Below are 22,273 nucleotides of genomic sequence, written 5' to 3' on the forward strand. Positions count from 1 at the left end.
GGCGTGGGCCGGTGCTGCGCTACCGGAAGCAGCGCCTCACCACGGCCTTCGCATGCGTACCGAGGCGAGTGGTACCCCGCTGGGATGGGGATAGATTTCCTCGCGTTCGCGGATGAAACCCTGCCGCTGATAGAAGGACACGGCATTGAGCGAGGCCGACAGCACCACCTCGCGCCCGGGATCGGCCAGCGCCAGCAGCCGCTGCATCAGCGCCTGGCCGATACCCTGTCCACCACGATCCGGATCGACGAACAGCGCATCCACCTCATTTCCATCGATATCAAGTACGCCAAAACCGAGCAGCTCGCCCTGCCCGCCTTCGGCCACCACGCATCCGCCCTGCGACAACAGCCGCGGATACTGCGCCGGCGGCGGCGACGCCGCCCAGGGTGCGATCACCTCCGGCGGATAGTGACTGCTGCAGGTCTCGCGCACGCACCGCGTGCGCAGGGCCCACAGCGGCGAGACATCGTCAATCGTACCGGTCCTGAACTGCATGCAACCTCCGTGTGGAACCCCATCACCGCGACTTGCTGGCTCTCAGCGCCTGGATCCGCGCCGGCGGCTGGAATGAATCACTGCGTGCATCTGCCCAGAACGCATGGAATACCGCGTGATCCGGCACCCGTCGCAGCAGTTCTCCAGGCTCCAGATAGCGATACAGCGTCGCCAGCGAGCGGATCTCCACCGGCGACACGCGGCGCAGGATGTGCTCCGGCCCCAGTTCGGCCGGATCATTCAGGCCGGCCGCGCACAACAGCTCCTTCAGGGCATGCAGCGTGTGCTCGTGGTAGCTGTGCACGCGCGTGGCCTTGTCAGGCGCGTCGAGGTGCTTCCAGCGCGCCGGGTCCTGCGTGGCGATGCCGGTCGGGCACTTGTCGGTGTGGCAGCTCAACGACTGGATGCACCCCAGTGCGAACATGAAGCCACGACCGGCATTGCACCAGTCCGCGCCGAGCGCGATGGTCCGGGCAATGTCGAATGCGCTGGTGATCTTGCCGGCCGCACCGATGCGGATGCGCTCGCGCAGGTCCAGCCCGACCAGGGTGTTGTGGACCAGCAGCAGCGCCTCGTGCATCGGCACGCCCACATGATCAACGAACTCGGCCGGTGCCGCGCCCGTGCCGCCCTCGGCGCCATCGACAACGATGAAGTCCGGCAACAGGCCGGTCTCCTGCATCGCCTTGGCGATGCCGAACCACTCCCAGGGATGGCCGATGGCCAGCTTGAAGCCGACCGGTTTGCCACCGGACAGTTCGCGCAGGCGGGCGACGAACTGCAGCAGTTCGACCGGCGTGGAAAACGCCGAGTGCCGCGACGGAGATACACAGTCCACCCCCATCGGCACGCCACGGGTCACGGAGATCTCGGCCGTCACCTTCGGCGCGGGCAATACGCCGCCATGACCGGGCTTGGCCCCCTGGGACAGCTTGATCTCGATCATCTTCACCTGGTCATGGGTGGCGTTGGCGACGAACCGCTCTTCGCTGAAACCGCCCTTCTCGTCGCGGCAACCGAAGTAGCCCGAGCCGATCTCCCAGACCAGATCGCCGCCCATCTCACGGTGGTACGGCGAGATCGAGCCTTCGCCCGTATCGTGATAGAAGCCGCCACGGCGTGCGCCTTCGTTGAGCGCGCGGATCGCGTTGGCCGACAGCGAGCCGAAGCTCATCGCCGAGATGTTGAACACACTGGCCGAATAGGGCTTGGCGCAGCCTGCGCCGATCAGCACACGGAAATCGTGCCGGGCGATGGTGGTCGGTGCCAGCGAATGGTTGATCCATTCGTAGTCCACCGCATATGCACTACGCAGCGTGCCGAACGGCACCGTATCCATCTCGTTCTTGGCACGCTGGTAGATCAGTGCACGCTGCTGGCGCGAGAAGGGCACGTCTTCCAGATCACTCTGCACGAAATACTGGCGGATCTCCGGGCCGATCGATTCCAGCCCGTATCTGAAGTGCGCCATGACCGGATAGTTGCGGCGCAGGGTGCTGCGCTTCTGCAGCAGATCCCAGGTCCCCAGCGCCACCATCGCGGCGGTCAGACCGACGCCCCAGTACCAGGCAGGCCATATCGTGGCCAGCCACAGGCAGACGGGGAACATCAGGATGGCGAGCAGGTAGACGATATACCGGTGCATGGCGTTCCTTGGTTGCAACTGCAGCCGAGTCTACCGCGCCCGCCATCATCAACGCCTACAGGCGATCGTCGACCACGCTGCGCGGCCAGGCCGATTTCACGTCATACACCAGGCCGCCGGGCGCCAGCAGGCCGCGGATGCGGGCTTCATCCATCGCCTTGAAACTGGCATGCGCCACTGCCAATACGACCGCGTCGTAACAGCCGGCCTTCGGCTCGGCCAGCCACCGCACACCGGCATCGGCCAAGGCCGCCGGGCCCACCCATGGATCGCTGACATCGACCTGGGCGCCTGCGTCTGCCAGGCGCTGCGCCAGCTCCAGCGCACGACTGTTGCGCAGATCGGGGCAGTCTTCCTTGAAGGTGACGCCCAGCACCAGCACGCGCGCCTGGGCCGCGGTCCGCCCGCGCTCGGCCAACATGGCCAGGACGCGCATGGCCACGTGCTCGCCGACACGGTTGTTGACCTGCCGCGCGGTGTGGATGAGGTCCGGGTGGTAACCCACACTTTCCGACTTGTGCAGCAGGTAGTAGGGATCCACGCCGATGCAGTGGCCACCGACCAGACCGGGACGGAACGGCAGGAAATTCCACTTGCTGCCCGCGGCGTCCAGCACGTCCTGGGTATCGATGCCGAGACGGTCGAAAATCAGCGCCAGCTCGTTGACCAGGGCGATGTTGACGTCGCGCTGGATGTTCTCGACCACCTTGGCCGCTTCGGCCACGCGCATCGATGGCGCCGGGAAGGTGCCTGCGTCGATGATGCGGCGGTACAGCCCATCGACCACCGACGCCACCTCCGGTGTCGAACCCGAGGTGATCTTGCGGATGTCGGCCAGACGGCGCTGGCGGTCCCCCGGGCTGACCCGCTCCGGACTGTAGCCGCAGTAGAAATCTTCGTTGAATCGCAGGCCCGAACCCTGCTCCAGCAAGGGCACGCAGACTTCCTCGGTCGTGCCGGGATAGACCGTGGACTCGTAGATCACCAGATCGCCGGCGCGCAGATGGCTGGCGATCAACCGCGTCGCCGAGCGCAGGGGTTCCAGATCAGGCTGCTCGTAGGCATCGATGGGCGTCGGCACGGTGACGATGTACACGTTGCACCCGTCCAGCCGCGCAGGGTCGCTGCTGTACTCCAGCTGGCGTGCAGCGGCGAGTTCCCCGGCCTCCACCTCCAGCGTGTGGTCCTGGCCCGCGCGCAGCTCGGCGATGCGTTCGGGGTCGATGTCGAAGCCGAGCGTCCGCTGTTCCCGGCCGAAGGCCACGGCCAGTGGCAGGCCCACGTAACCCAGACCGATCACCGCGAACCGAGGCGCTTCCGCCGCCGACACCGGCACGCTCATCAATGTACCCGCCATGCCGGCAGCGACGGATCGCCCACTGCCGCCGCTTCGGCCATCACGCTCATTCGCTGCCCACTCCGGGAAGTCTTCGCAAGAGGGCTACAGCGTAACGGTGTCAGGACCTTGTCGCCAAGGTCAGGAGCCCAGTGCGACCGCGGCAGGCTCCAGCTCGCCATCGGCCCCGGTCCAGGCCTGCAGCAGGTGCTCGAACCCCACGCTGCCCAGCGTCAACCCCGGCCACGCCTCACCGACGATCTGTGCCAGCAGCTCCGCCTCGATGCGTCGCGTCCCCATGTTCCAGCGGGGGAACGCCCGCTGCGGCACGGGCGCCCGGCACAGCACCTTCAACTGGGTATGGCTGCGGGCATTGAGGATGCGCGGGAACACCGAATCGATACCATCCTGCGGACCTTCGAGATACTGCAGGAAGCGTGCACCGTCGAACATCAGCACCCCGGTGACGCCAGCCACGCGATTGAACGCCGTGGCATCGGCCAGCAGGCGGTCAAGATCGGATGTCCGCAGATCGGCGCGGGCATCGCTGACGTAGGCGATCGCGTAGAGCGACATCAGGTGGCTCCCCCCCTGGGAACGATGGTCGGGACTATGGCATGAATGGGCGATACAGTTAAGCACGCCGTGCGATGCCCGGCCGCCGGTGCTGGAGCCCCCGCTAGGCTACAATCGGCGCCGCACTGCAGGCCCGGATGGCGAAACTGGTAGACGCATCGGACTTAAAATCCGCCGACCGCAAGGTCATGCCGGTTCGATTCCGGCTCCGGGCACCAGGGCTTTCGGGCAGAATGCGACACGCAGTGGCGTGAACCTCCCAACCGCTCAGATCGCGCGCGAATAGCGCGGCTGCTCGTGCGCTGCACGCAGATGGGGATCGAAGCACATCGCCAGCAGGCGCAGCAGCGGCCGGCCGCGTTCGCTGGCACGGACCACGCCATCGCGATACTCGACCAGGCCATCGTCCTGAAGCCGTTGCACGGCGCACAGGTCCTCGGCGAAGTAGTCGTCGAACACGATGCCGTGGCGATCGCCGAGCGCGCGTCCATCGACCTCTCCCTGGCACATCAGCTGCTGGATCAGGTCTGCGCGCAGCTGATCGTCGGCGCTGAGCGCCACGCCACGCCAGACGGGCAGCTGGCCCTGATCGACCGCACTCTCCCACGACGGCAGGTCGCGTGGGTTCTGGCTGTAGGTCGCACCGATATGACTGATCGCGCTGACGCCGAGGCCCAGCAGGTCGGTATCGGCATGGGTGGTGTAGCCCATGAAGTTGCGATGCAGCTGGCCAGCGCGCTGGGCGCGCGAAAGATCCTCTTCCGGCAGCGCGAAATGATCCATGCCGATGTACTGATAGCCCGCTGCCGACAGCTGCTGCACGGCAAGTCCCAGCAACGCAAGCTTGTCTTCCGGGGAGGGCAGCGCGCGCTCGTCGATCTGCCGCTGCGCGCGGAACAGATGCGGAAGGTGCGCGTAGCCATACACCGCCAGTCGGTCCGGTCGCAGTGCAAGCACCTGCTCGAGAGTGCGGCCGAATCCTTCCTGACTTTGTCCCGGCAGCCCGTAGATGAGATCCACGTTGACCGATCGCATGCCGCTGTCACGACAGGCACGCAGGATGTCCAGGGTCTGCTGTACACCCTGCACACGGTTGATCGACGCCTGGACCGAGGGATCGAAGTCCTGCACGCCCAGGCTGGCGCGATTGAAGCCCAGCCGTGCCAGCATCGCCACGTCACGCGTTTCGATGAAGCGTGGATCAAGCTCGATCGAGAAATCGCGCTCGGCCGAGCAGCTGAAGTCGAAACGCCGGCGAAGGCCGTCGATCAGCGTGGTCATTGCCTCGGCGTCCAGGAAATTCGGCGTTCCGCCCCCCAGGTGCAGCTGGATCACCTCACGGCCTTTCTGGAACTGCGGCGCCAGCAGATCGGCCTCGGCCAGGACCCGTGAGACGTAGCTGTGGCCACGGCTTCGATCACGGGTGATCACCCGGTTGCAGCCGCAGTAGAAGCACGGGCTGGAGCAGAACGGGACATGCACGTACAGCGACAGCGCGCGCGCCAGCAGGTCGCTGTCCGCGATCGCCTGGCGCAGTGCGGGCGCGCCGAAACCATCGTGGAAGTGCGGAGCGGTCGGATACGAGGTGTAGCGCGGTCCGGGCCGGTCATGCCGGCGCAGCAGATCGGGGTCGAAGGTCCAGGCCAGGCCGCCGGCAGCGGGAGAGAACGTGTCCATGCCGCCAGCATCGCGCCGGACAGTCAGTGCCGCCTTGACCCAGATCAATCCCGCGCAGGAACGCCCAGCACCGGCAGCGCCACCTGCGGCCAGCGCAGCATCTGGTACCGGCGCCAGAACGTTTCCGCAATGCGCGCGGCCACATCATCGGCCAACGCCTGCATCGGTGGATTGCCGCATTCGGCGGTGGTGCGCCGGAACAGCGCGAGCCAGCGGTCGAACAGGTCCTTGTCCAGGGCGATGGCCATGTGCTTGGACATGGGCGATCCCTTGAAGCGACGCGTTCCCCTGAGCATCGCGGACCAGAAATCCACCAGTTGCGCCAGATGCCCGGGCCAATCGTGCACATGTGCGTCGAACACGGGGCCCAGACGCTCCTCCTCACGCACGCGTGCATAGAAGTCGTGGACCAGACGGGTCACGTCCTCTTCGGTACACAGCGCGGGCGAGGCGACAGGAGGGACGAGTGATGGCGTAGCGTTCATCAGAGGCACCAGGCGATTGCCGGCAGGGTGCGCCAACCGGCCGGCACCGCCGTTGATCCAGATCAATGTCGGCGCGCGTGGGCGCGCCTAGGCTGACATGCCTGCAGGAAACATGCCCTGCGGATGCTGCGCCAGCCATGGCGGAGTATACGCGCCGCCCCCTTCCCGACCCGCGACCGCATGAATACACCCACTTCGTCCCCGCGTCAGCGCCTGATCCAGCATTGGGGCGCGATCCTCTGGCCCAGTTTCATCGCCGCCGGGCTGGCCAGCGTGGTGTTCTTCGCTTTCGTCGACCCGTTGCGCCTTCAGGCCATCAGTTTTCCGGGCACGGCGATCAGTCGCGAACTCGGCTACACGGTCGGCTTCTTCATGTTCTGGGCGGTGACGGCGCTGTCCAGCGCGATCACCGGATATCTGCTGCGGCCGATGCCGGCAGACGCAGATGATGAGCTGCCTCTGGGATGAACGCACTACGGCCCCCTTCCCCACCGTGGCGATGGCGTGGCGCACTGCGGCTCGGTGTGCTGGTTGGCTTCCTTGGGCTGCCCTGGTTGCGCTGGGACGGCCGCCAGGCGCTGCTGCTGGACCTGGACGCACGTCGCTTCGACCTGTTCGGCTGGACCCTGTGGCCCGACGACGTTGGCCTGCTGCTAGGCCTGCTGCTGGCGCTGGCGATGGCACTGGCGCTGTTGACCCACCTCGCCGGCCGCATCTGGTGTGGCCACGCCTGCCCGCAGACGGTGTGGAGCTACGCCTTCAGCCTGATCGACAGCTTTCTTTCCCAACGCCTGCCACGCGCCCTGGCGCGTCCTGCCACGCAGGCCGCATGGTTACTGCTGTCGCTATGGACCGGCATCACCTTCGTGGGATTGTTCAGCCCGATCACCGGCCTCGTCACCGCCAGTGTCCAGGGCGGCTGGAGTAGCTGGGAAACCTTCTGGGTGCTGTTCTACGCGGCAGCCACATGGGGCAACGCCGGCTTCCTGCGGGAGCAGGTCTGCCGTTCGCTGTGCCCCTTCGCGCGCGCGCAGCCATTGCTGGTCGACCCCCAGACCCCCCGGATGCTGTATGACGCGCGCCGCGGCGAACCCCGCGGGCCCCGGCCCGCTGGCCTTGGCGGCGTGATCGGCCGCGGTCGCGGCCTGCTCGATCCGACCTCCGCGCAGGACTACGTGTTCCGCGCCGCGCACCCATGGCTGGCCGGCCCCATGCCCACCTTCAGCGCCGACCGCCTCGGCGACTGCACCGATTGCGCGGCCTGTCTCCACGCCTGCCCGATGCAGCTCGACATCCGCCAGGGCCCGCAGGCCGACTGCCTGGCGTGCGGCGCCTGCCTGGATGCCTGCGAGCAGCAACAGTCCCGGGCCGGTTTCGGCCCGGGACTGATCCGCTACTGCAGCCCGCAGACGATGGCAGGGCAGCCGCGGCGCGGGTGGCGACCGCGAACCGTGGTCCTGGCATCGTTGCTGCTGGTGCTGCTGAGCGCTGGCGCCTGGCACCTGCTCTGAATCAGCGCGACCCGTTGGCGTGCGGAGGCACCAGCTGGGCACGCCGTACGATTCCGAGCTGCTCGATGATCAGCGCCATTTCATTGGTCACTTCCGTGCGCTCGGTCCCCTGCGGGACCAGGCGGTCCAGCACCTGCTGGTACGTGTCCCAGAAGGCAGGGCCGCATCCGTGTTTGTGATAGCTGGCTTCCAGTTCGCGGCGTACCCGTTCAGCCAAGCCATGCATGCCGTATTCCATACGACCTCCGTTGGACTTGTCCTGCATCGTTGACGGTCTACCGACTCACTTGCGTGCTGAAAGACTCCCGGGCTTCACGACCGGTTGACCTCAATTAGTCACAGATTTCACGACAGGTCAATTACATGCAGCGACTTTTTCGATTGAAATTATTAATCGTTCACATAACGGTCTGTGATCGGCACAGGCAAAAGAAGGGGCCGATCCCGACGTCGCGCGCCCTCCGTCGCCGGGGCAGCCTCATGGCGCAATCAATCGCAACGCGGGTTTCGATCAATTTTCCCTATATTGATAAGCATGCTTAACACCTACCGCAAAGCGTGCTAAATACGACATTTGCAGACGCAACCTAGCTTGATTCGTCTTCAGAGGCCTCAGCCCAAGGGAACAGGTCGGGATGGCGCTGGTGGAGGATGAACTGTCGCAATGGAGGAATGGGCGCTTCCTGGGGCCATTGCGACACAGCGGATCGCGTTATGCCAAAGAACTGCGCCAGCTCGGCGTCGGTCTGGAATCCCAGGCGCGTGCGCACCTGCCGTTTGCTCCAGAAATCGGTCATGGTCGGTCCTGTCGTTAACCAGACTTATTCTTGCGGCAAGGATTCTTTCGCTTCCACGCGTTAAGCTGGCTTGCATAGATGAATACTCTCGGCCAACGACTCGCCATTGCCATGAAGAAAGCCGGGCACCCACGCCCGGCCGATCTGGCCCGCGCCGCCGCTTCAACGACGGCGACCATCAGCAACTGGCTCAACGACCACGTCAGCCCCTCACATGTGAAGGCCGAACAGCTGTTCCGGATCGCCGACGCAGCCAAGCTGGATGCACGCGAACTGCTGTACGGCATCCATGGGCGGGGCGTCGGCGAACGCACCAGCTATTACATGCCCAGCGAAGCGCACCTGGATGTCTGGCAGGATGCCTATGAACTGGTGAGCGTGCTGGTCGCCGAGAAGGGCCTGGAGATCGACCACCGGCGCCACGCGGCACTGGATCTGCTGGCATTCGAACTGTTGATGGATGGCGTCAGCCGCAGCAGGGTGGCCCGCGTGGTGATGACCTCCCTGCCCTGACCGGGTCGGCGCTGGTAGCATGGTGACCGATGGGGATGGGGCTCCCCCGATAACCGCCAGGCATGGCTGATGGCTCCTGCTGTGACGAACCTGGCGTTCGTCGATGGCAGGCCGTGCCCGCCATCGCGTTCGCCTCCGCATCTGCGAACACGTACTCGAGGCCCGCAATGCAAGCACTGAACAATTACGTCCTGGTCTTCCTGGGAGGCGGCGCCGGCGCCTGCCTGCGCCATGCCTGCAACCTGATCGGCACGCGGTTCGCCGTCGGCAGTCCATGGCCCTGGTCCACCTTCCTGGTCAACATCAGCGGCGCCCTGCTGATGGGGGCGGTCGTCGAGGCCTTCGCCCTGCGCAACGGCGCATCGCCGCAGCTGCGGCTGCTGCTGACCACGGGCATCCTGGGCGGCTACACCACCTTCTCCACCTATTCGCTGGAGATCGGCCTGCTGCTGCAACGGGGGCAGCACGGACTGGCCGCGCTGTATGCAGGGGGATCGATCGCACTGGGACTGGCCGGCCTGTTCGTGGGCATGAAGCTGGCCCGCCTCGCGCTGGGCTGAACGCTCAGGCCGCGGAGGTCCGCACCTGCCCCCGCCACTGCCGGGGCGATTGCCCGGTGTGCGCCTTGAACGCACGCGAAAGCGCCGCTTCACTGCCGTAGCCCACCTCGTCGGCAATCCGTTTCAGCGGTCGGCCCTGGCGCAGGGCCTGCTGCGCCAGGCCTACGCGCCAGCCCTGCAGGTACTGCCCGGGGGTGGTGCCCATCGCCTCACGGAAGCTCGCCGCGAATACGCTGCGCGACATTCCTGCGACGTCGGCAAGGTCTTCCAGCGTCCATGCCTGCGACGGCGCCTCGTGCATCGCGACCAATGCCAGACGCAGGCGCGGATGACCGAGGCCAGCAAACAGACCGCCGCGCATCTCACCGCCTTCCATCAGCTGCCGCAGCACCTGGATCATCACCACCTCGAACAGACGATTGACCATTGCCGCACGGCCACAACGCTGCTCGAACGCCTCCTCGAACAGCATTTCCAGCACCGCATCGCTGCCGTGCAGGTCCGCCAGTGGCAGGCAGATGAAATCAGGCAATGCGGCACTGATCGGATTGAGCCGGCCGCCTTCGAAATGCAGGTTGGCGCAGGCCATGTCGGCACCGAGGTGCGGGTCGGTCTGGAAACGGTGGGGCATCGGCCTCGGGTACAGCAGCAGGCTGGGCACCTCGACCTGCACGGTCTGTTGTCCATGGCTGACCTGCACCGGTCCACGCCGTACCAGATGCAGCTGGCCGGCTTCGTCCTCCCCTTCCAGGCTGTTGATGCCGCACAGTGCACCGGCGTGGAAGACCGACGCAGTGACCGCGAAACGCTCAAGCAGGACGGCGAGGCGATCCACCATGTCGGACTCCAGGGCAAGCAGAAGGGGGAGGAACCTGCAGATCGTATCGAATTCGGCGTCATTGTGTGCGGCGCTGGCCGCCGGCGCTGCGCGGCGCTATACAGGGGCCACCGTCCCGCGCATGGAGCCCACGATGTCGAACCGGATCGCCCGCGCCGTGTTGCCTCTGCTGCTTTTCGCCGCCCATGCGCGCGCCGCTGCAACCGCAGACATTGAACAGCTCGGCTGGCTCTCCGGCTGCTGGCAGCTGGACGGGCAGCCACCTGGAGCCGGTGAGCAGTGGTCCACCGTGGCCGGCGGAACGATGTTCGGCAGCAGCCGCAGCCTGCGCGACGGGCGCACCGTGGGTTTCGAGTTCATGCAGCTGCGCCAGCACGACGATGGGCGGCTGGTGTTCACCGCGCTGCCCTCCGGCCGCAACGCTACTGATTTCAGTGCCGTCCGGGTGGAGGCCGACGAGGTCGTCTTCGAGAATCCGGCCAATGATTTCCCGCAACGGATCACCTATCGCCGCATCACTGGGCAGCGCCTGCACGCACGTATCGAGATCGCACAGGACGATCCGGCACAGGCCATGGATTTTCCGATGCACCGCGTCGCCTGCGGCGGGCCGGTGATGGCCCCCTGACCTGACGCATTGCAGCGGGCACGGCACCGCGGCCGGTTCTATGCTCGGCGTATCACCTGCCCGGATGAACACGATGCGTGCCCTTCTCCGACTGACCCTGGCACTGGCCCTGGCGTTGCCTTCCGTGCCGCTGCTGGCAGCGCCGCCCGCCCCGCCACGCATGCTCAGTGGCGAGCTGCAGGGTGCGCCGTGGCGCCTGGACATCCCTGCGGACTGGAACGGCGATCTGGTGATGCTGGCGCACGGTTACGAGCCGGTGGGCACGCCACGTGAATCGCCGATGGCCGCCAACGAGGCGACCGCACCTCTGCTGGCGGCCGGCTACGCGGTCGCACAGAGCGCCTACGCGAGCCAGGGGTGGGCGGTGGCCGATGCCATCAACGATGTGGAACGCCTGCGTCAGCACACGCTGGCCGGTTTGAAGGGCGTGCGCAATACCTGGCTGCTCGGTTTTTCGATGGGCGGTGCGGTGACCGTGGCCAGTCTCGAACGGCATCCGGCCCACTACGCCGGTGGTGTTTCGCTATGCGGCGCCAACCTGTCAGGCGAGCAGCTGGCCGGCGACCTGCTCACCACCGTGGTCGCGTTCGACTACTTCTTCCCGCATGCCGAAGGACTGCCTGCTGCTGGCCTGGCATCCAGCGAAGCCGCTTCGGTACCACAGGGCGAGCTGTACCAAGGCATCGTCAACGCCCTGCAACGCGCGCCGCACTCCGCTGCACTGCTGGCCGCACAACTGCAGGTCGCATCCGATGCGCTGCCCGGAACGATCAGCCTGCACGCGCTGGTCCTGCACGAACTGGCCACGCGCAGTGGCGGCATGCCAGTCGGCAACATCGGCGTCGTCTATCGTGGATTCGGCGATGACGTCGCGTTCAATGCAGGGGTGCAGCGCATCGCCGCCGTTCCCGCAGCACAGGCGCGTGTGCGCAAAACACTCGGATTGACCGGCGCGCTGAAGCGGCCGTTGGTGATTCAGTTCAACAATGACGATCCCACCATCGCACCGCGCATGCAGGAACGCTATCCGCAACTGGCCGCGCACGCGGGTGCGACGCCGTTGCCGCGCGTACTGCCCGCAGCAGGCACAGGCCACTGTGGCTTCTCCGGAGAACAGGTGGTCGCGGCCCTGAAGGCTGCCGCGATGCGCTAGCCGCCCAGCGTGCCCATGGTGAAGGTGTAGCCGCTGCTCATCAGGAACTCACGCATGCGCATCTCGGCACGACGCGGCGATGCCAGGTTGGCAGGCCCGTACAGCGCGTAGACCACACCTGCCCCCTCGATGGCCTCGCGCCGGACCCCGCAGTGGCGGGTTTCCGAAGCGGTGCTCCAGCCATCGCGCAGGCGCTCCGGTCCGATCGATTGTCCGTTCATCAGCCGGAATGTCAGCCAGCGTACTTCCGTTGTGGGTTTGCTCATTGCCGATCCACCGCCTGTCCGCCACGCGCCATAGTCTCCCTGCCTGCCATTGCCGCGCCCGAAGGCCTCTGCGCTGACCATACCGCCTTGCCATGTCGTGGGCGGCTGAGACTGGGATGTCAGGCACGCTTGGCAGCGCACGATGACGGCGCAAAAAAAAAGCCCTGACCGAAGTCAGGGCTTTTCAATTGGAGGCCTCAAGCGGAATCGAACCGCTGTAAACGGATTTGCAATCCGGTGCATAGCCACTCTGCCATGAGGCCAACGTACTGCGCGCCAGGAATGGAGCCCCTGACATGACAAAACCCCGCGATGGGGCCTGTCGGAACATGGAGCGGGAAACGAGACTCGAACTCGCGACCTCAACCTTGGCAAGGTTGCGCTCTACCAACTGAGCTATTCCCGCATAGGCTGTCATGATACCGGAAGCCCGGAACTCACACCAGCGATTTCACACCTTATTTCACTTTTCTGACTGCGCGAAAAGCCTTGTGGCTCAACGGGCCCCGCCTTGCCAAGGGCGGGAGAAAAACAAGGCCCCAACCGGGGCCCTGTAGAATCTGGAGCGGGAAACGAGACTCGAACTCGCGACCTCAACCTTGGCAAGGTTGCGCTCTACCAACTGAGCTATTCCCGCAGATTCTTCGACCTGCGTCGAAGGAGCGCCATTGTGTCGAAGTTCCTTCACGCCGTCAACCGTCTTCCGATGGCGTGCGACGCGTGGCTGGTCCACCGGGGCCCGCTGCCAGATCGCATACAGCGTTCCGACGATCTCCATTCCCTGCTCGAATGCCGAGAATCTGGCCTTCACCTTGCGGGGGCGGCGGCGCAGGTCGTCGCTGGCCATCAGCTCGCCAGACCGGTCGGCAGATGCCGCCTGGGCCTTCTGCAGGTACTGCTTCTTGAGGTACTTCTCGATCCCGGGAAGGTTCGACAACAGATGCACCCCGTTGTGCCAGGGCATCAGTACCGCAACCAGGTCGTTGCGTTCTGCGATCTGGATGGCGATGTCCAGGAAGGACTCCACGATGGACCGGAGACAATGCGTCGCAAGCATGTCTTCCATGGGATTGATCGCGCGGATGATGAGGCAGCTCCCGGAAGCGTGCAGGGACGGCACGACCTCGATGTTCACCATGGCCATGCCCGCCAATCGTCGCTGCCTCGGATCGAATACGACCAGGTGGGCGTGGCGCGCCTCCTGCCACATCGCAACGCGATCGCGTGAGCATAGATTGGCGGCATGCTTGGCGAAGTACGCCGCCGGGTGCTTGGTCAACGTCGCCTGCAGATGCGTGCACGATCCGGAAGGGTCCGGGCGGCCATACCTGCCCTTCTCGCGCTTCACCCAGCGCACGCACACATCCAGAACGTTCTTGCGCATCTGCGCGAAGGCCTGATCCAGTGACATGACCGGTACCGTGCTGTCAGCGGACGGCGACGGCGGCAGCAGCCGCTGCAGCAGCTGCCCGGCGTCATCGGGAGCGAGGCTATGCAGAAAACGCTGAGCATGTTCGTCGAGGGCATCCGGCAATGCGCTGTTGAACAACCGATCCAGCTGCTCCAGGTACGCGCTGGTCTGCGCACCGTCCTCCGGCATGCTGGCGACCTCGCTGAAGGTGCTGCGCCGCCACTGGAGGATCTCCGGATCATTGCCTGCGGCAGCCAGCAGCAGGCCGAGATGGGCGGAGACCGACCACGGATCCCGCGCGGGATCCAGCAACCGCTTCGATCGCAGGTCACGGAACGTTCGCGGCCCCTCATCCGGGCCGTGCTGGAACCGCGTCGCGTGTTCGCTGGCGCGTTTCAGTGCCAGCAGGCTGCTGCGCTCCAGCACGCCTGTGCGTTTTCTGATCGAGCGTTGCCAGGCCATCGGATGGAACGGCTCCAGCCTCCATCCATCCAGGTGCGACTGGAATCCGCGTGCCGCCGCCCAACTTCCACGAACGACATCGACGGACGTGCGGTAGACCATCGAAATGAGCTCCGCATCCACCTCGTCCAGCTCGGCTGACGTTGCTCCCTGCCCGGCCAGCAACTGCTCGACCGCGGGCTGTAACCGGGCCAGCCTGTCCTGCAGTGCTGTCATCGACGTTCCGCCTGCGCGAAGGACCGATGCGAGCAGAAGTCCGCCGGTTCCCTCCAGCATCGCGGGCAACTGCGGCAGGAGGCGCGCCATCTCTTCGCGACGCCGCTTGGCCAGCGCATCGTAGTAGCGCGCCATGGCATCTGCATCGACGGTTCTCTGCGGGCGCGGAACCACCTGGTGCGCCCGTCGTTCGACCACCTCCAGGACGCATCGATGGTTCTGCATCATGAAGCCGAAGTTGTGGCGCTGGAAGGCGTCATCCGCCAGCAGCCGACACAGTTCGGGATCGCTGCCGCTCCACCAGGTCACCCCGTGCAGGCCCCGGGTAGCGAAGTACCAGTCGCGCAGCGCTTTTACCGAATCCAGGCCTTTGTCTTCAACCAGGTAACGCAGCAGTCCCGGACCGAGGGACGCCAGCACTTCCAGCTTCCGCAGCTCTGCAAAATCAGCAGGCGCAATGGCCGAATGCAGGTACTGGAATGCGTCCAGGCTCCCCTGTGCAAGCATTCGACCCACCCATTCGACCAGGACATCGACGTCCATGCCCGCTGTGCGCCCCGCAATGAGGGTCAACCACGCGTCCAGGCGATCGGCGTCACCGACGCGATAGCAGGCCTGGAACGCAACAACGTGGCCCGCTGCACCGAGATCATGGCGAACCAGCACCTGCAGGAATCGATCCAGCCGGTCGGGCCGTCGCAGATACTGGCCGCAGGCGCCCAACTGCGTGAAGTCGAGGCAATGAGGTGCTGCCAGGAGAAGGTCGATGGCGGCCTCCACATCTTCGGCCGGGGCATCATCGCTCAGCTCGGCCAGCAACCGACAGCAAGTGGCAAGTGCATCAAGGCCTGCACCACGTGCGATCAGATGATGGGCGATCCAGTCAGGGGGTGGAGCATGAAACCCCAGGTAGCCGCGCAGCGTGTGGATATCTGCCGGTGTGCATGCGCCGGCTGCCCCCAGCACCCAGGCCCACGTCTTCGTCGGCGTGCGCCACAACAGATAACGTGCAGAATCGAATACCTCGTGCACCGGCGCAATGCCGGCACCGGCCAGCAGTGTCAGATTCGCGGCCAGACGCGCCGCATCAGATTCTTCCAGGTCGACATCATGAAGGCGCGCCAGGTGCGGCCGCGCAACGCCCGCAAGCATCAGCTGGCGCACAACGGAACGCACCGGCTCGCGCTGCGTTCGCCGCGGCCGCCAGCCGACGCTCCATGCCCTGTGCGCGGTGTGCGCGGACTGCAGCCACTGCAGCTCTTCCTTGTGCTGGATGATGCCTTCATCCACCATCCACCGCGCAAACCATCCAGGCGCTTCAGACCGTCCAGCACACCGGTCGAGGTCCGTCAGCCGACGGAGGCCCAGGCGATGGGCAGCGATGAGCCAGCCGGCATCCCGCAGCTGCAGCGCCCGCAGTTCTTCCCACGACGTGGCTTCGAAGCGGCGCAGGGCGATGTCCAGGCTGCGGCTGTACATGCGTGCTTCCGCATGCAGGAACAGCCGTGCGTGGAACTGGCAGTACACGTACTGGCGGCCCTCGAACGTCCGGATCCGCGACAGCGCGTGTCGCACGTACCTGAGCACCCACGGGAACGGCATGAACACCTGCACCAGAAGCGGCCACCCGCGGCCCTTGCCAGGATGCAGCGCGATGTCCGCCGGAATGCCCAGCGCACGGCGCGCCATGTCTTCCTCGGTGACCATAGTCGGGTCCTGCCCGCGCAGCGCATCGGCCACTGCGATGCGGAAGCCACGGATGCGGTTGCGCGGTGCTTCGGGCCGGTCATCCGTCCGCTCATCGTCGATGTCGTCGTGGAACGCACCCGCGGATCGTCCCCGGCAACCCTCCAGCATCCGATCACGGTACGCCCGGTAGGCGGTCTGCCCACCGTCCTGCCTCGTTTCGTGCACAGCCTCCATCTGCCAGCCCTTGCCCCGCTCCCTGCGTCACCCCGACGACTACAACGGATGATATCCATTCGGCCCGGTCCGCAATGGCGGGCAGGAGGGTCCGGCCTGACCGGAAACGAAAAACGCCCCCTTGCGGGAGCGTTCTTTCTTGAATCTGGAGCGGGAAACGAGACTCGAACTCGCGACCTCAACCTTGGCAAGGTTGCGCTCTACCAACTGAGCTATTCCCGCAGATTCCGTTCGACCTGCGTCGAAGGAGCGCTATTGTGTCGAGATTGCAGCAATGCGTCAACAGAAATCTCCTCGGCGATTCCCGTTTTCCGTTCAGGTTCGGATGAGCGGAAAGCCCGGCAATCCAGGGCCGGCACAACATAAAAAAAGAGAGGCCAGAGGCCTCTCTTTCAGAATCTGGAGCGGGAAACGAGACTCGAACTCGCGACCTCAACCTTGGCAAGGTTGCGCTCTACCAACTGAGCTATTCCCGCTTGGGAGGCGAAATTCTACCCATTCTGGAAGGAGCGTCAAGGCCTTTTTTCAACCGCGCGCGTCCAGCACCAGCGCCCTTCGCACCCGGATGGGCATCCGGTCTGCCGCGGATCAACCGTTGCCCAGCTTCTTCTGTCGTGAGCGCTCGCGTGCGGCACGCTCGTCCTCGCGCAGGCTCGGCCAGGCCGCGTGCAGATACTGCAGGCCGGACCACAGCGTCAGCACTGCCGCGATGGCCAGCGTCCAGTCACCGATGTGGAAGATCGGCCAGCCCATCCAGATGTCCTCGACCGCCACGCTGGGCGCCACCGAGTACAGCAGGCACAGCAGCGCGACCATCTGCGCGGTTGTCTTCACCTTGCCGATCATCGCCACCCGCACCTTGGCACGCTGGCCAAGCTCGGCCATCCATTCGCGCAATGCCGAGACCGCGATTTCGCGGCCAACGATGACGGCGGCCCAGAACGCCATCCACGGCGTCGGATGCCCCTGCACGATCAGGAACAGCGCCACCGCCACCATCAACTTGTCCGCCACCGGGTCGAGAAAGGCGCCGAACGCCGATTCCAGCTGATAGCGGCGGGCGATCCAGCCATCGAGCCAATCGGTGATCGCGGCCAAGCCGAAGATCGCCGCCGAAGCGAAGTTGGTCCAGGTGTAGGGCAGGTAGAACACCAGCACCAGCACCGGGATCATCACGATCCGCAACAGCGTCAGCCAGGTGGGCAGGGTCAACTTCATGCTTGCGCGCTTCTCTCTCTAATCGGCCGCATCGGGCGTGGCCAACCCGTGCAGGTTAGCGTAGATACGGGCCGCGAGGGCATCATTGATGCCTTCCACCTTGGCGATCTCCGCTTCACCGGCCGCCTTCAGGCCGACCAGCCCACCGAAATGCTTCAGCAGGCTGGCACGACGACGCGGGCCGATGCCCGGGATGTCTTCCAGCCTGCTGGTCATGCGCGCCTTCTGCCGGCGGCCGCGGTGACCGGTGATGGCGAAGCGGTGCGCCTCGTCGCGCACCTGCTGGATGAACTGCAGGGCGGGATTGGCGGCACCGGGGCGCAGCTCGCGGCCGTCGGGCATGACCAGCGCCTCATGACCGGCGCGGCGCTCCACGCCCTTGGCCACGCCCACCAGCAATACGCCCTCCACGCCCAGGTCGGCCAGCGCTGCCTGCGCCTGCGCCAGCTGGCCGGCGCCACCGTCGATCAGCAGCACGTCGGGCAGTACGCCCTGCTCTTCCACGGCACGGCGGAAGCGGCGGTCGATGGCCTGACGCATGGCGGCATAGTCGTCGCCCGGCTCGATGCCGCTGATGTTGTAGCGGCGATATTGGGCACGCACCGGACCGGCCGCATCGAAAACCACGCAGGAGGCCACGGTCGCCTCACCCAGCGTGTGGCTGATGTCGAAGCACTCCACGCGCTTGACCGGCTCGGCCAGGCCCAGCATCTCGCGCAGGGCTTCGCTGCGCACGTGCTGCGCGTTCCGGCTGTTGAGCTCGGTGGCCAGCGTCAGCTGCGCGTTGCGGCTGGCCAGCTCTACATAACCGGCGCGCTCGCCGCGCACGTTCCACTTCAGCTGCACCTTGCGCTCGGCCGAAGCAGACAGCGCGGCCATCAGCAGATCGGCATCCGGAATCTCGCGATCCAGCAGGATCTCGCGCGGTGGCTCGAACTCGATGTAGTACTGGGAGACGAACGCCGCCAGCACTTCCTGCGGGCTGTCCTCGCCATTGGTGCGGGGGAAGAACGGGCGGGTGCCCAGGTTGCGCCCATCGCGGAATGCCAGCAGCAGCACGCAGGCCTGCGATCCCTGCATGGCCACGGCCAGCACGTCCAGGTCGGCGGCGCGGCCATCGACGTACTGGCGGGTCTGCATGCTGCGCAGCGACGAAATCAGATCACGCAGGCGCGCGGCCTGCTCGAACTCCAGTGCTTCACTGGCAGCCTGCATCTGCTCACCCAGTTCACGGGTCAGCTCATCGCTCTTGCCTTCCAGGAACAGCGCCGCGCGGCGCACCGACTCGGCATACTCGCCTGCCGGTACCAGCTCGACGCAGGGGGCACTGCAGCGGCCGATCTGGTACTGCAGGCACGGCCGTGAGCGGTTGCGGAACACGCTGTCCTCGCAGCTGCGCAGCTTGAACAGCTTGTGCATCAGGTTCAGCGTCTCGCGCACCGCGGTGACACCTGGATACGGCCCGAAATAGCGGCCGGGGATCGCACGCGGCCCCCGGTGCAGGGCGATGCGTGGCCATTCCTCGCGGGTCAGCAGCACGTGCGGGTAGGTCTTGTCGTCACGCAGGGAGACGTTGTAACGCGGTGCCAGCGACTTGATCAGCTGGTTTTCCAGCAGCAGCGCCTCGGCCTCCGAGCGCGTGACAGTCACATCCATCCGCGTGATCTGCGAGATCATCGACATGATCCGCGCGTTCTTCGGGCTGCCATTGAAATAGCTGCCCACGCGGTTGCGAAGCGCGCGTGCCTTGCCGACGTACAGCAGGGTGTCGTCGGCGGCGTACATGCGGTACACCCCGGGGGCGGTACTGAGTTGGGCCGCGAAGGCCTTGCCGTCGAAGGCCGGGACGGGGACGTCGGTCATTCGCTGATCGGTACTTCGCTGAGTACACCACTGTCAGGGTCGAAACGCAGCACGGCGTGCGCGTCGGTCTCGGCGATCCACACCGCGCCCGCGCCCACGGCCAGGCCGGCCGGGCCATGCAGGCGCCGTGGCAACGGTTGCGTGGTCAGTTCGCCGCCGCCCAGGCGCAGCGTGCGCAGGCGACCGTTGCCGGTATCGGCAATCCACAGCAGCGGTGCGCCCGGACTCAGCGCAATCGCCTGCGGGAACTGCAGGCTGGCGTGGGCACGCGGGCCGTCGGCTTCACCGAAGCGCCATGTGCCCTGCCCGAGCAGCGTCTGCACCAGATCCCCACGCAGCTGCAGCGCGCGGATCGAAGACCCCAGCGCATCGGCCACGTACAGGACCTGTTGTACTACGGCAAGCGCGGTGGGTTGCGCGAAGGCAGCCAGATGCCCACTGCCGTCGCGCTCGTCGATCGCGCCACTGCCTGCGCGCCATTGCAGGCTGCGCTGGCCGAGGTGGTAGCTCCAGATCCGGTTGTCACCCGCCATGGCGATATGCAGCTGGTTGTCGGCGATGGCGAGGCCGACCGGATGATCCAGCGGCACCTGTCGCGGCTGGGCGACAGGCCCTTCCACCGGCGCGCCCGGGCGTCCATTGCCGCACAGAGTGTCGACCAGACCGGTCAACAGGTTGATCCGGCGGATGGCGTGGTTGCCGGTGTCGGCGACGTACAGGGCGTCGCGCTCGAGCACCAGTGCCTGCGGCCTGTGGAAGGCGGCCTCGGCCAGATTGCCATCCATGAAATCCGCGGTCCCCAGCCCGAACTGACGAAGCACGCGGCCGCCATGGCTGCATTCGAGAATGCGGTGATGGCCGCTATCAGCGATGTACAGGCGCTCGGTGCTGACCGCCAGGCCCAGCGGAAAGCGCAACGCATGCCGCGGCTCGGGGTGCAGCTCGTTGCCACCGCGCGGCGGGGCCGAGGGTGCACCCTCGCACAGTGCGTTCAGCGCGCGCTCGAGCTCGCCGGCAGCGCCCTGCCCGACCAGCCGCTGCCGCTCGCGTCCCTGCGCGTCGAGAAGGATCAGGGTCGGCCACGCGGTGACACCGAAACGGCGCCAGCCGTCCCAATCCGCATCCAGCAGTACCGGGGCGGTCAGGCCCTGGCGGCGCAGCAGTTTCAACGCGGCATCGGCATCGCGCTCGAAGTCGAAGCGCGGCACCTGCAATACCAGCGGCTGCAGCTTGCCCGGATGGCGCGACAGCCATTGGCCGAACTCGGCCAGGCGTTGTGCGCTCCAGGCAGAGGCAGCGTTGACGAACAGCAGCGCGACCGGCCGGCCGCGCAGTTCCGCCAGGGTGCAGGGGGTGGCGTTGAGCCAGGTGGCGAACTCGGGCAGGTCCGGGACAGGCTGGGCGTTCATGCCCTGATTATGCCGGAGTCGACGTCATGCAACAGTCGTGCCACCGCACGTTCTGCCGCTTGGTCAACCAGGGCCCAGACCTGCTCGAAATGCTCGCTGCCACCGGTGTACGGATCCGGAATGGCGGCCGCGCCCTGCCCGCCTGACCATGGCAGGTACAGGGCCAGGCGCTGGCGCTCCTGCGCGGTGGCCAACCGTCCGGCATCGCGCAGGTTGGCCTCATCGGCGCAGAGAATCCAGTCGAAGCGCTGGAAGTCATCGGCGCGCAGCTGGCGGGCACGCAGCCCGCTGATGTCAACGCCATGGCCGGCTGCGCAGGTGATCGCCCGCCGGTCCGGCGGCTCGCCCACGTGCCAGTCGCCGGTGCCGGCCGAATCGACCTGCACACGGCCGGCCAATGGGGATGCCTCCAGGCGCGCGCGCAATGCCCCCTCGGCCATCGGCGAGCGGCAGATGTTGCCCAGGCAGACGACCAGCAGCTTCATTGCGGGGTCATGGCCCGCAGCACCGCCTCGGCCCGCTCCAGGTCCTCCGGGGTGTCGATGCCAGGCGGAAACGCTTCAGGCGAGATGGCGACGCTGATCGGGAAGCCGGCTTCCAGCACGCGCAGCTGCTCCAGCGCTTCGATCTGCTCCAGCCGGCCCGGCGGCATCGCCGCGACCTGCTGCAGGAAGCCGGCGCGATAACCGTAGATGCCGATGTGACGAAGCCACTGGTGGCCTTCAGGCAGGGCCTCGCGGCTGCGTGCGAAACCGTCCCGGTGCCAGGCGATCGGGGCGCGGCTGAAGTACAGCGCCTCGTTGCGCACATTGCGCACCAGCTTGACCACGTTCGGATCGAACAAGGTCTCGGCGTCCTCGACCGTCGTAGCCAGGGTCGACATCGGCGCCGCGCCATCGACCAGCGCCTCGGCCACGGCGCGGATGCCGGCCGCCGGCGCGAACGGCTCATCGCCCTGCAGGTTCACCACCACGGTGTCGTCGTCCCAGCCGGCGATGCGCGCGCACTCGGCCAGGCGATCCGTGCCGGATGCATGCGATGCGGCGGTCATCGCCACCTTCACTTCGCCCAGGCCCGCCAGTGCGTCGGCGATCCGCTGATCGTCGGTGGCCACCCATACCTCGCGCGCGCCAGCCAGCAGCGCACGGCGCGCCACATGCAGCACCAGCGGATCGCCGCCGAGCAAGCGCAGCGGCTTGCCCGGCAGCCGCGAGGCGGCATAGCGGGCGGGGATGGCAACGACGAATTCAGTCATGCGGGCGGTACTCGGCAGGCTCGTTACAACGGG

General features: G+C 66.3%; 23 protein-coding genes, 6 tRNA genes and 1 riboswitch. Of the genes, 9 read left to right on the forward strand and 20 right to left on the reverse strand.

Going from position 1 to position 22,273, the window contains the following annotated elements:
* Positions 1-36: 36 nt before the first annotated feature.
* From AC5P76_RS05170 to AC5P76_RS05185, 4 genes are all read right to left on the reverse strand, one after another.
* Positions 37-498: a GNAT family N-acetyltransferase gene (locus tag AC5P76_RS05170; RefSeq protein WP_111186059.1), complete on the reverse strand. Its 462-nt coding sequence runs from the start codon at positions 496-498 to the stop codon at positions 37-39.
* Positions 499-520: 22 nt separating this feature from the next.
* Positions 521-2,143: an FMN-binding glutamate synthase family protein gene (locus AC5P76_RS05175; RefSeq protein ID WP_053519800.1), complete on the reverse strand. Its 1,623-nt coding sequence runs from the start codon at positions 2,141-2,143 to the stop codon at positions 521-523.
* A gap of 55 nt (positions 2,144-2,198) precedes the next feature.
* Complete coding sequence (locus tag AC5P76_RS05180; protein ID WP_253119721.1) at positions 2,199-3,485, reverse strand: nucleotide sugar dehydrogenase; 1,287 nt, start codon at positions 3,483-3,485, stop codon at positions 2,199-2,201.
* Between the two features lie 135 nt (positions 3,486-3,620).
* A complete protein-coding gene (locus AC5P76_RS05185) occupies positions 3,621-4,055 on the reverse strand; it encodes a BLUF domain-containing protein (protein ID WP_053519798.1) in 435 nt (144 codons plus the stop codon).
* Positions 4,056-4,186: 131 nt separating this feature from the next.
* Here AC5P76_RS05185 and AC5P76_RS05190 point away from each other — a divergent pair.
* A tRNA-Leu gene (locus AC5P76_RS05190) sits at positions 4,187-4,273 on the forward strand.
* Positions 4,274-4,322: 49 nt separating this feature from the next.
* On the opposite strand, the gene hemN is transcribed toward AC5P76_RS05190, so the two are convergent.
* Entirely contained in the window at positions 4,323-5,732 is a 1,410-nt protein-coding gene (hemN, locus tag AC5P76_RS05195) for an oxygen-independent coproporphyrinogen III oxidase (protein ID WP_253119716.1), read from the reverse strand.
* 44 nt (positions 5,733-5,776) lie between these two features.
* Positions 5,777-6,217: a group III truncated hemoglobin gene (locus tag AC5P76_RS05200; RefSeq protein ID WP_065175929.1), complete on the reverse strand. Its 441-nt coding sequence runs from the start codon at positions 6,215-6,217 to the stop codon at positions 5,777-5,779.
* A 180-nt stretch (positions 6,218-6,397) separates the two neighbouring features.
* Between AC5P76_RS05200 and AC5P76_RS05205 the strand changes: the two genes are divergently transcribed.
* Together AC5P76_RS05205 and AC5P76_RS05210 are read left to right on the forward strand one after the other, a co-directional pair.
* Entirely contained in the window at positions 6,398-6,685 is a 288-nt protein-coding gene (locus tag AC5P76_RS05205) for a hypothetical protein (protein WP_053520310.1), read from the forward strand.
* Complete coding sequence (locus AC5P76_RS05210) at positions 6,682-7,728, forward strand: 4Fe-4S dicluster domain-containing protein (protein WP_253119713.1); 1,047 nt, start codon at positions 6,682-6,684, stop codon at positions 7,726-7,728. Before AC5P76_RS05205 ends, AC5P76_RS05210 begins: the two co-directional genes overlap by 4 nt.
* Position 7,729: 1 nt before the next feature.
* Here the strand turns inward: AC5P76_RS05210 and AC5P76_RS05215 are convergent, their stop codons facing one another.
* On the reverse strand, positions 7,730-7,966 hold the full coding sequence (locus AC5P76_RS05215) for a hypothetical protein (RefSeq protein WP_019337197.1): 237 nt from the start codon (positions 7,964-7,966) through the stop codon (positions 7,730-7,732).
* Positions 7,967-8,315: 349 nt separating this feature from the next.
* The gene (locus tag AC5P76_RS05220; protein WP_053520301.1) at positions 8,316-8,525 is read right to left on the reverse strand and encodes a helix-turn-helix domain-containing protein; all 210 of its coding nucleotides are present in this window, start codon (positions 8,523-8,525) and stop codon (positions 8,316-8,318) included.
* A 111-nt stretch (positions 8,526-8,636) separates the two neighbouring features.
* Between AC5P76_RS05220 and AC5P76_RS05225 the strand changes: the two genes are divergently transcribed.
* Positions 8,637-9,038, forward strand: coding sequence for a hypothetical protein (locus AC5P76_RS05225; RefSeq protein ID WP_053520302.1), 402 nt, complete (start codon positions 8,637-8,639; stop codon positions 9,036-9,038).
* 22 nt (positions 9,039-9,060) lie between these two features.
* A riboswitch (Fluoride riboswitch) is annotated at positions 9,061-9,124 on the forward strand.
* An 81-nt stretch (positions 9,125-9,205) separates the two neighbouring features.
* Positions 9,206-9,598: a fluoride efflux transporter CrcB gene (gene crcB / locus AC5P76_RS05230; protein ID WP_053520303.1), complete on the forward strand. Its 393-nt coding sequence runs from the start codon at positions 9,206-9,208 to the stop codon at positions 9,596-9,598.
* A gap of 4 nt (positions 9,599-9,602) precedes the next feature.
* Here the strand turns inward: crcB and AC5P76_RS05235 are convergent, their stop codons facing one another.
* Complete coding sequence (locus AC5P76_RS05235; protein ID WP_065175878.1) at positions 9,603-10,436, reverse strand: AraC family transcriptional regulator; 834 nt, start codon at positions 10,434-10,436, stop codon at positions 9,603-9,605.
* Between the two features lie 133 nt (positions 10,437-10,569).
* On the opposite strand from AC5P76_RS05235, the gene AC5P76_RS05240 reads away from it, so the two are divergent.
* Positions 10,570-11,064 (forward strand): DUF6265 family protein, encoded by a 495-nt coding sequence (locus AC5P76_RS05240; RefSeq protein ID WP_253119710.1) that lies wholly within the window; start codon positions 10,570-10,572, stop codon positions 11,062-11,064.
* Positions 11,065-11,137: 73 nt separating this feature from the next.
* Complete coding sequence (locus AC5P76_RS05245; protein WP_253119709.1) at positions 11,138-12,217, forward strand: alpha/beta hydrolase; 1,080 nt, start codon at positions 11,138-11,140, stop codon at positions 12,215-12,217.
* Here the strand turns inward: AC5P76_RS05245 and AC5P76_RS05250 are convergent.
* The 4 genes from AC5P76_RS05250 to AC5P76_RS05265 form a co-directional block, all read right to left on the reverse strand.
* Positions 12,214-12,483, reverse strand: coding sequence for a hypothetical protein (locus tag AC5P76_RS05250; protein ID WP_053520307.1), 270 nt, complete (start codon positions 12,481-12,483; stop codon positions 12,214-12,216). The genes AC5P76_RS05245 and AC5P76_RS05250 overlap by 4 nt on opposite strands.
* Before the next feature lie 189 nt (positions 12,484-12,672).
* Positions 12,673-12,746: transfer RNA gene (locus AC5P76_RS05255), tRNA-Cys, on the reverse strand.
* A gap of 67 nt (positions 12,747-12,813) precedes the next feature.
* Positions 12,814-12,889, reverse strand: a tRNA-Gly gene (locus tag AC5P76_RS05260).
* 155 nt (positions 12,890-13,044) lie between these two features.
* Positions 13,045-13,120: transfer RNA gene (locus AC5P76_RS05265), tRNA-Gly, on the reverse strand.
* A gap of 33 nt (positions 13,121-13,153) precedes the next feature.
* Between AC5P76_RS05265 and AC5P76_RS05270 the strand changes: the two genes are divergently transcribed.
* Together AC5P76_RS05270 and AC5P76_RS05275 are read left to right on the forward strand one after the other, a co-directional pair.
* Positions 13,154-13,711, forward strand: a complete 558-nt coding sequence (locus AC5P76_RS05270; RefSeq protein WP_253119607.1) for a hypothetical protein — start codon at positions 13,154-13,156, stop codon at positions 13,709-13,711.
* 264 nt (positions 13,712-13,975) lie between these two features.
* On the forward strand, positions 13,976-14,497 hold the full coding sequence (locus AC5P76_RS05275; protein ID WP_253119605.1) for a hypothetical protein: 522 nt from the start codon (positions 13,976-13,978) through the stop codon (positions 14,495-14,497).
* A 2,144-nt stretch (positions 14,498-16,641) separates the two neighbouring features.
* Here the strand turns inward: AC5P76_RS05275 and AC5P76_RS05280 are convergent.
* The 7 genes from AC5P76_RS05280 to kdsB all read right to left on the reverse strand — a co-directional run bounded on the left by AC5P76_RS05280 (position 16,642) and on the right by kdsB (position 22,240).
* Positions 16,642-16,717: transfer RNA gene (locus tag AC5P76_RS05280), tRNA-Gly, on the reverse strand.
* A 178-nt stretch (positions 16,718-16,895) separates the two neighbouring features.
* Positions 16,896-16,971, reverse strand: a tRNA-Gly gene (locus AC5P76_RS05285).
* A 112-nt stretch (positions 16,972-17,083) separates the two neighbouring features.
* Positions 17,084-17,713 (reverse strand): CDP-diacylglycerol--glycerol-3-phosphate 3-phosphatidyltransferase, encoded by a 630-nt coding sequence (gene pgsA, locus AC5P76_RS05290; RefSeq protein WP_053519958.1) that lies wholly within the window; start codon positions 17,711-17,713, stop codon positions 17,084-17,086.
* A gap of 18 nt (positions 17,714-17,731) precedes the next feature.
* Positions 17,732-19,576, reverse strand: a complete 1,845-nt coding sequence (gene uvrC / locus AC5P76_RS05295) for an excinuclease ABC subunit UvrC (RefSeq protein ID WP_053519959.1) — start codon at positions 19,574-19,576, stop codon at positions 17,732-17,734.
* Positions 19,573-20,985, reverse strand: coding sequence for a hypothetical protein (locus tag AC5P76_RS05300; protein ID WP_253119602.1), 1,413 nt, complete (start codon positions 20,983-20,985; stop codon positions 19,573-19,575). The genes uvrC and AC5P76_RS05300 overlap by 4 nt, the downstream gene beginning before the upstream one ends.
* Positions 20,982-21,470: a low molecular weight protein-tyrosine-phosphatase gene (locus AC5P76_RS05305; protein WP_495222686.1), complete on the reverse strand. Its 489-nt coding sequence runs from the start codon at positions 21,468-21,470 to the stop codon at positions 20,982-20,984. The genes AC5P76_RS05300 and AC5P76_RS05305 overlap by 4 nt, the downstream gene beginning before the upstream one ends.
* Positions 21,467-22,240, reverse strand: a complete 774-nt coding sequence (gene kdsB, locus AC5P76_RS05310; RefSeq protein WP_111186050.1) for a 3-deoxy-manno-octulosonate cytidylyltransferase — start codon at positions 22,238-22,240, stop codon at positions 21,467-21,469. The genes AC5P76_RS05305 and kdsB overlap by 4 nt, the downstream gene beginning before the upstream one ends.
* Positions 22,241-22,273 lie beyond the last annotated feature (33 nt).

Source organism: Stenotrophomonas sp. YJH_SMC_36 (genome assembly GCF_059369935.1).